This window comes from Streptomyces sp. ISL-11, assembly GCF_018614525.1.
GTDB lineage: Bacteria > Actinomycetota > Actinomycetes > Streptomycetales > Streptomycetaceae > Streptomyces.
Genome location: NZ_JAGGOL010000191.1, coordinates 1 through 7,274 on the forward strand (window position 1 = coordinate 1; position 7,274 = coordinate 7,274).

The following is a 7,274-nucleotide window of genomic DNA, read 5'->3' on the forward strand; positions in this document are numbered from 1 at the left end:
CGCCACCAGCCCTGGGCCCGGCGCTGGCGGGCCGCCCTGGAGCTGCTGCGCGCCGTCGACCCGCCCCGCGCCGCCGAGGCCGCCGCCCTCGTGCGCTGCCTGGTGCCGCTCGCCCGGGACGGCGCGTACGTACCGAAGGTCAGCGCGACCTTCCGGGCCGCCCCGGGCGCCGTGCTCACCACCCTCCCCGAGACCGCCGCCGACCTGGCCGCCGTGCTCGTCCACGAGACCCAGCACAGCAAGCTCTCCGTCCTGCACGACCTGCTGCCGCTGCACCACGCCCGCCCGCACGCCGCCTATCGCGTCGCCTGGCGCTCCGACCCGCGTCCGCTGGCCGGCGTCCTCCAGGGCACCTACGCCCACCTGGCGCTGGCCGACTTCTGGGCGCGCGCCGGCGCCGGCGCCGCGCTGCCGCCCGCCGAGCGGCGGGACGCCCGTCACCGCGCCGATTCCTACCGCCGACAGGTCGCGGAAGCCCTGGCCGTGCTGCTTGAATCCAGTGAACTGACTCCGGCCGGCGGGGAGTTCGCGAGGGGCATGCGGAGCCACCTCGCGAGCCTGGCACCCTCCGTCGGCGAACCTGCCACCATTGGCGGTACGTCACCGGTCGGTGACGTACGGTAATCTTGCCGCTGCGCCGGACCGTCCCGGCCGCCGCGGGTGCGAAGCATGAGGGAGACGTGCGCATGAGCGAACGAACCGGTGCGCAGGCCCGCCCGGGTCACGGCGGCGAGCACTTCGTCGTCGTCTTCGCCGGTTTCCACCGGCCCTGGGCCACCTGGATCGCCCACCGCCTGGAGAGCCACGGCCACCGGGTCACCCTGCACCGCTGGGACCCCCGCCGCGAGGTGCCCCTGGAGACCGCGCTCGGCGATCTGCTGCTGGCCTCCGGGCGGTTGCTGCTCGTCCTCAGCGATTGGTTCTTCGAACTGGGCCCGCGCCGCGAGGGCGAGTGGAGCGACGCCCTGCGCGGCATCGTCGCCGCCAACGCCCAGCGGTTCGCCGCCGTCAACCTCACCAACCGCTCCCTGCTGCCCGCCACCGCCGTCCTGGAACCCGTCGACCTGTGGGGCATCGGCTCCCAGGAGGCCGAGCGCCGGCTGCTGGGCCGGCTCGGCCTGCCCACCGGCGCCCCGCCGCGCAGCCTCCCCGCCGGCCCCGGCTCCCGCTACCCCAACGACCCCCCGGCCGTCTGGGGCGAGGTGCCCCGCCGCGACAGCCGCTTCACCGGCCGCGACGACCTGCTCAACCGCCTCCAGGAACACCTCATGGACGCCGAGCAGGGCACGGCCGTCTGCGCCCTCCTCGGCATGTCCGGCATCGGCAAGACCCAGATCGCCGCCGAGTACGCCCACCGCTTCAGCTCCGACTACGACGTCATCTGGTGGGTCAACTCCGACATGCGCGGCACCCAGCGCGAACGCCTGGGCGAACTCGCCCCCGAACTGGGCCTGGCCAGCGGCTCCGAGCCCGGCGAACGCATCCGGGCCGTCCACGAGGCGCTGCGCCGCGGCGACCCCTACGGCCGCTGGCTGCTGATCTTCGACGGCTGGGACGACATCGAGGGCGCCGACACCCTCCTGCCCGAGGGCCCCGGCCACGTCCTGATCACCTCGCGCAACCGCAGCTGGACCGCGGGCGGCGCCATCCCGCTGGAGGTCCCCGGCTTCCAGCGGCACGAATCCACCGGCTATCTGATGCGCCGCGCCCCCCGGATCACCGCCGCGGAGGCCGCCGAGGTCGCCGCCGAGCTCGGCGACATCCCCCTGGCCCTGGTCCAGGCCGCCGCCTGGCTCGGCGAGTCGGACATGGAGGTCACCGACTACCTGCGCATGGTCCGCGACGGCGAGCTCTCCGGCCTCGCCGACCAGGGCGACTTCGACGGCGTCCCGCGCTCCTCCCTCACCTCCTGGTCGATACTGATCAACCGGCTCCGCGAGACCCAGCCGCACGCCGTGGAGCTCCTGACCCTGTGCACCTCCTTCGCCCCCGGCCGCATCCCCATCGGCCTGGTCCGCCACCTCCCGGCCGACCAGCTGCCCGAGAACCTCACCTGGCTCGCCAGCGACCTGCCCAGCTGGACCCGCGCCCTGGACTCCCTGGTCAACTACTCCGTCTTCACCCGCGACACCCGCGGCACCATCCCCGGCGAGCCGGGCCCCGAACAGGAGTCGGTGCACATGCACCGCCTCGTCCACGACATCGTCGCCCGGCTCACCTCGCCCGAGGAGCGCCGGGCCCACCGCCGCGTCGTACGCCGCATGCTCGCCGCCGCCGACCCCGGCAACCCCCAGGACTCCCGGCTCTGGCCCCGCTACGCCGAGCTCCTACCCCACCTGGAGCCCTCCGGCGCCCTCGGCAGCCGCGACGAGCGCGTCCAGGAGACCGTCCTGAACTGCCTGCGCTACTGCCACCGCAGCGGCGAGTTCCGCACCGGCATGGACCTCGCCGAGCAGGTGCGCGAGCACTGGACGGAGCTGTTCCCGCCCGAGCACCGGCGGATGCTCGACCTCACCGCCCAGCAGGGCAACATCCTCCGCTCGTACGGAATCTTCCGCGCCGCCTACGAGCTCGACCGGGACATGCTGGAACGGCTGCGCGCCGTGACGCCGGCCGCCGACTCCACCGCACTGATGACCGCCACCAGCTGTCTCGCCGCCGACCAGCGCTACCTCGGCCAGTACGCCGAGGCCCTCCAGATGCAGCGCGAGGTCCTGGACAGCGCCCGCGCACTCCTCGGCCCCGCCGACTACTTCACCCTCAACGCCCAGCACAACCTCGGCGTCGGCCTCAGACTGCTGGGCCACTACGCCGAGGCGTACGACACCGACCTGGAGAACCTCCGCCGCCGCGAGTCCCTGCTGCGCGCCCGGCACGCCGCCACCCTGGTCTCCGGCATCGCCTGCGCCCGCGACCTGCGGATGATGGGCCGCTACCGCGACGCCCTGGCCCGCCAGGAGCTCGGCATGCGGCTGCACCTCCAGGTCCTCGGCCCCCAGCACCCCCAGACCCTGCGCGCCCGCCACAACCTCGTCCTGTGCGAACGGCGGGCCGGCGGCGGCCAGGACGTCGGCGCGGCCATGGCCAGCCTGCTCGATCAGATGGAGCAGGTCCACGGCCGGGGCCACTACGCCACCATCGGCCTCGTCGTCGACTACGGCAACCACGCCCGCGAGCACGGCGACCTCGGCCAGGCCCGCGACCTGATCGCCGAGGGCGAGAGCGGCTTCCGGGCCCTGCTGGGCCCCGCCCACCCCATCACCACCGGCATGCTCACCAACACCGGACTGGTCCTCCAGGCCGCCGGCGACCGCGCCGAGGCGCTCACCATGTTCGAGGCCGCCTACGCCGGGCTGTCCGCCACCCTCGGCGAGGAGCACCCCTGGGTGCTGGGCTGCGCCCTCAACGCCGCCGCCGGCCGCAACTTCAACGGCCGCCTCGAAGGCGCCGTCCAGCTCAGCCGCGACACCCTGCGCCGGGCCCGGCACGCCCTCGGCGAGGACCACCCCCTCACCCTGTCCGCCGAGGTCGCCCTGGCCGCGGACCTGCGGGCGCTGCGCGAGCACGACGAGGCGTCCAAGGTCGAGCAGGACGCCCTCCAGCGGCTCACCCGCACCCTGGGCGCCCAGCACCCGCACGCCCTCTCCGCCCGCCAGCGGGTCCGCCCGTACTGGGACTTCGAGCCCTACCTGGGCTGAGCGCGCCACCCGTACGGCAAAAGGGCCGGGCCCCCACCGCGATCGCGGTGGGGGCCCGGCCCTCGTCCCCTGGGGACTCCGGGATCAGATGTCGAAGACCTCGGAGACCAGGGCCTGCTGCTCCGCCTGGTGGCGCTTGGCCGAGCCGACCGCCGGGGAGGAGGAGTGCGGCCGGGAGACCCGGCGCAGCCGCTCCCGGGCCGGGATGTCGGCACCGACAGCCAGGTCCAGGTGGTCGATCAGGTTGAGCGCGATGAACGGCCACGCACCCTGGTTGGCCGGCTCCTCCTGGGCCCAGACGAACTTCTCCGCGCCCGAGTACTTGGCGAACTCCGCCTGGAGCTCGGCACCCGGCAGCGGGTACAGCCGCTCGATGCGGACGATCGCCGTGTCGTTCGCGCCGCGCTTGGTCCGCTCGGCGACGAGGTCGTAGTAGACCTTGCCGGAGCAGAAGACGACCTTGCGGACGGCGGCCGTGTCGACGGTGTCGTCACCGATGACCGGGCGGAACGCACCGCTGGTGAACTCCTCCGCCTTCGACGCCGCGGCCTTCAGACGCAGCATCGACTTCGGAGTGAAGACGATCAGCGGCTTGTGGTGCGGGTTGTGGACCTGCCAGCGCAGCAGGTGGAAGTAGTTCGACGGCAGGGTCGGCATCGCGACCGTCATGTTGTTCTGCGCGCAGAGCTGGAGGAACCGCTCGATCCGGGCCGAGGAGTGGTCCGGGCCCTGGCCCTCGTAGCCGTGCGGCAGCAGCAGCGTGACGCCGGAGGTCTGGCCCCACTTCTGCTCGGAGGAGGAGATGAACTCGTCCGTGATGCTCTGGGCACCGTTGACGAAGTCACCGAACTGGGCCTCCCACAGCACCAGCGCGTCCGGGCGGGCCAGGGAGTAGCCGTACTCGAAGCCCATCGCCGCGTACTCGCTGAGCAGCGAGTCGTAGACGTTGTAGCGCGCCTGGTCCTCGGACAGGTACAGCAGCGGGGTGTAGTCCTCGCCGGTCTCCCGGTCGACGAGCACCGCGTGCCGCTGACCGAAGGTGCCGCGGCGGGAGTCCTGGCCGGCCAGCCGGACCGGGGTGCCCTCCATCAGCAGCGAGCCGAAGGCGAGGGTCTCGCCCATGGCCCAGTCGATGGTGCCGTCCTCGACGCTGGACGCGCGGCGCTGGAGCTGCGGCAGCAGGCGCGGGTGCACCGTGACGTGCTCCGGCAGGGTGACCTGCGACTCGGCGATCCGCTTGACGACCTCCTGGGAGATCGCGGTGTTCACCGGCACCGGGAACTCGGCCTGCGCGGCCGGGACCTCGGGCGCGACCGGGGCGGCGGTGGCCTCCCGGACCTCGGTGAAGACCTTCTCCAGCTGACCCTGGTAGTCCTGCAGGGCCTGCTCGGCCTCTTCCAGGGTGATGTCGCCACGGCCGATCAGCGACTCGGTGTACAGCTTGCGCACCGAGCGCTTCTTGTCGATCAGGTCGTACATCAGCGGCTGGGTGAACGAGGGGTTGTCGGCCTCGTTGTGGCCCCGGCGGCGGTAGCAGATCAGATCGATGACGACGTCCTTGTTGAACGCCTGGCGGAACTCGAAGGCGAGCCGCGCGACGCGGACCACGGCCTCCGGGTCGTCACCGTTCACATGGAAGATCGGCGCCTCGATCATCCGGGCGACGTCGGTGCAGTACATCGACGAGCGCGAGGACTCCGGCGGCGCGGTGAAGCCGACCTGGTTGTTGATGACGATGTGCACGGTGCCGCCGGTGCGGTAGCCGCGCAGCTGCGACATGTTCAGCGTCTCCGCGACGACGCCCTGGCCCGCGAAGGCCGCGTCGCCGTGCAGCTGGACCGGCAGGACGGTGAAGTCCGTGCCCGCCTTGCCGATGATGTCCTGCTTGGCGCGCGCGATGCCCTCGACGACCGGGTCGACGGTCTCCAGGTGCGAGGGGTTGGCGGCCAGCGAGACGTTGATCTGCTCGCCGTCCAGGCCGGTGAAGGTGCCCTCGGCGCCCAGGTGGTACTTCACGTCGCCGGAGCCGTGCATCGACTTCGGGTCGAGGTTGCCCTCGAACTCGCGGAAGATCTGCGCGTACGACTTGCCGACGATGTTGGCGAGCACGTTCAGGCGGCCGCGGTGGGCCATGCCGATGACGACCTCGTCCAGGCGCGACTCGGCGGCCGCGTCCAGCACCGCGTCCAGCAGCGGGATGACGGACTCGCCGCCCTCCAGCGAGAAGCGCTTCTGGCCGACGTACTTCGTCTGCAGGAACGTCTCGAACGCCTCCGCGGCGTTCAGCCGGCGCAGGATGCGCAGCTGCTCCTCGCGCTCGGGCTTGGAGTGGCCGCGCTCGACCCGGTCCTGGATCCACTTGCGCTGCTTGGGGTCCTGGATGTGCATGAACTCGATGCCGGTGGTGCGGCAGTACGAGTCGCGCAGCACGCCCAGGATGTCGCGCAGCTTCATCATCGACTTGCCGGCGAAGCCGCCGACGGCGAACTCGCGCTCCAGGTCCCACAGCGTGAGCCCGTGCTCGGTGATGTCGAGGTCGGGGTGCTTGCGCTGGCGGTACTCCAGCGGGTCGGTGTCGGCCATGACGTGGCCGCGGACCCGGTAGGAGTGGATCAGCTCGAAGACGCGGGCGGCCTTGGTGACGTCGTCGTCGTGGGAGACGTCGATGTCGCGCAGCCAGCGGATCGGCTCGTACGGGATCCGCAGCGCCTCGAAGATCTCGTCGTAGAAGCCGTTCTCGCCCAGCAGCAGCTGGCTCATGATCCGCAGGAACTCGCCGGAGGCGGCGCCCTGGATCACGCGGTGGTCGTACGTCGAGGTCAGCGTCATGACCTTGGAGATGCCCAGCTTGTTCAGGGCGTCCTGCGAGGTGCCCTGGAACTCGGCGGGGTAGTCCATGGCGCCGACGCCGAGGATGAGGCCCTGGCCGGGCATCAGGCGCGGCACGGAGTGCACGGTGCCGATGCCGCCGGGGTTCGTCAGCGAGGCGGTGACCCCGGTGAAGTCGTCCATCGTCAGCTTGCCGACCCGGGCGCGGCGGACGATGTCCTCGTACGCCTGCCAGAACTCGAAGAAGTTGAGCGTCTCGGCCTTCTTGATGCCCGCGACCACGAGCTGGCGGTCGCCGTTGGGCTTCACCAGGTCGATCGCCAGGCCGAGGTTGACGTGCTCGGGCTTGACGAGGGTCGGCTTGCCGTCCTTCTCCGTGAAGGAGTGGTTCATCGACGGCATGGCCTTGAGGGCCTGCACCATCGCGAAGCCGATGAGGTGGGTGAAGGAGACCTTCCCGCCCCGGGCCCGCTTGAGGTGGTTGTTGATGACGATGCGGTTGTCGAACAGCAGCTTCACCGGGACCGCGCGGACGGACGTGGCCGTCGGCAGCTCCAGCGAGGCGTTCATGTTCTTGGCAACGGCGGCGGAGGGGCCGCGCAGCGTCACGAACTCGGGACCGGCGGAGGGCTCCGTCGGCGCGGCGGCCTTGGCGACGGGCTTCGCGACCGCGGGCTTCGCCGGAGCGGCGGGGGCCTGGGTGGCGGGCTTCGCCGCGGGAGCGGCCGGCGCAGCGACGGCCGGGGC

3 protein-coding genes are annotated in these 7,274 nt (G+C 72.1%); 2 read left to right on the plus strand and 1 reads right to left on the minus strand.

The window, feature by feature from the left end; translation table 11 throughout:
* A partial coding sequence (locus J7E86_RS29150; RefSeq protein WP_251019847.1) for an HEXXH motif-containing putative peptide modification protein occupies positions 1-624 on the plus strand: 624 nt, incomplete at its 5' end.
* Positions 625-686: 62 nt separating this feature from the next.
* Positions 687-3,698: an FxSxx-COOH system tetratricopeptide repeat protein gene (gene fxsT, locus J7E86_RS29155; RefSeq protein ID WP_215085816.1), complete on the plus strand. Its 3,012-nt coding sequence runs from the start codon at positions 687-689 to the stop codon at positions 3,696-3,698.
* An 84-nt stretch (positions 3,699-3,782) separates the two neighbouring features.
* On the opposite strand, the gene J7E86_RS29160 is transcribed toward fxsT, so the two are convergent.
* Positions 3,783-7,274 (minus strand): multifunctional oxoglutarate decarboxylase/oxoglutarate dehydrogenase thiamine pyrophosphate-binding subunit/dihydrolipoyllysine-residue succinyltransferase subunit (locus tag J7E86_RS29160; RefSeq protein ID WP_215085817.1); only part of this gene is annotated, 3,492 nt, incomplete at its 5' end.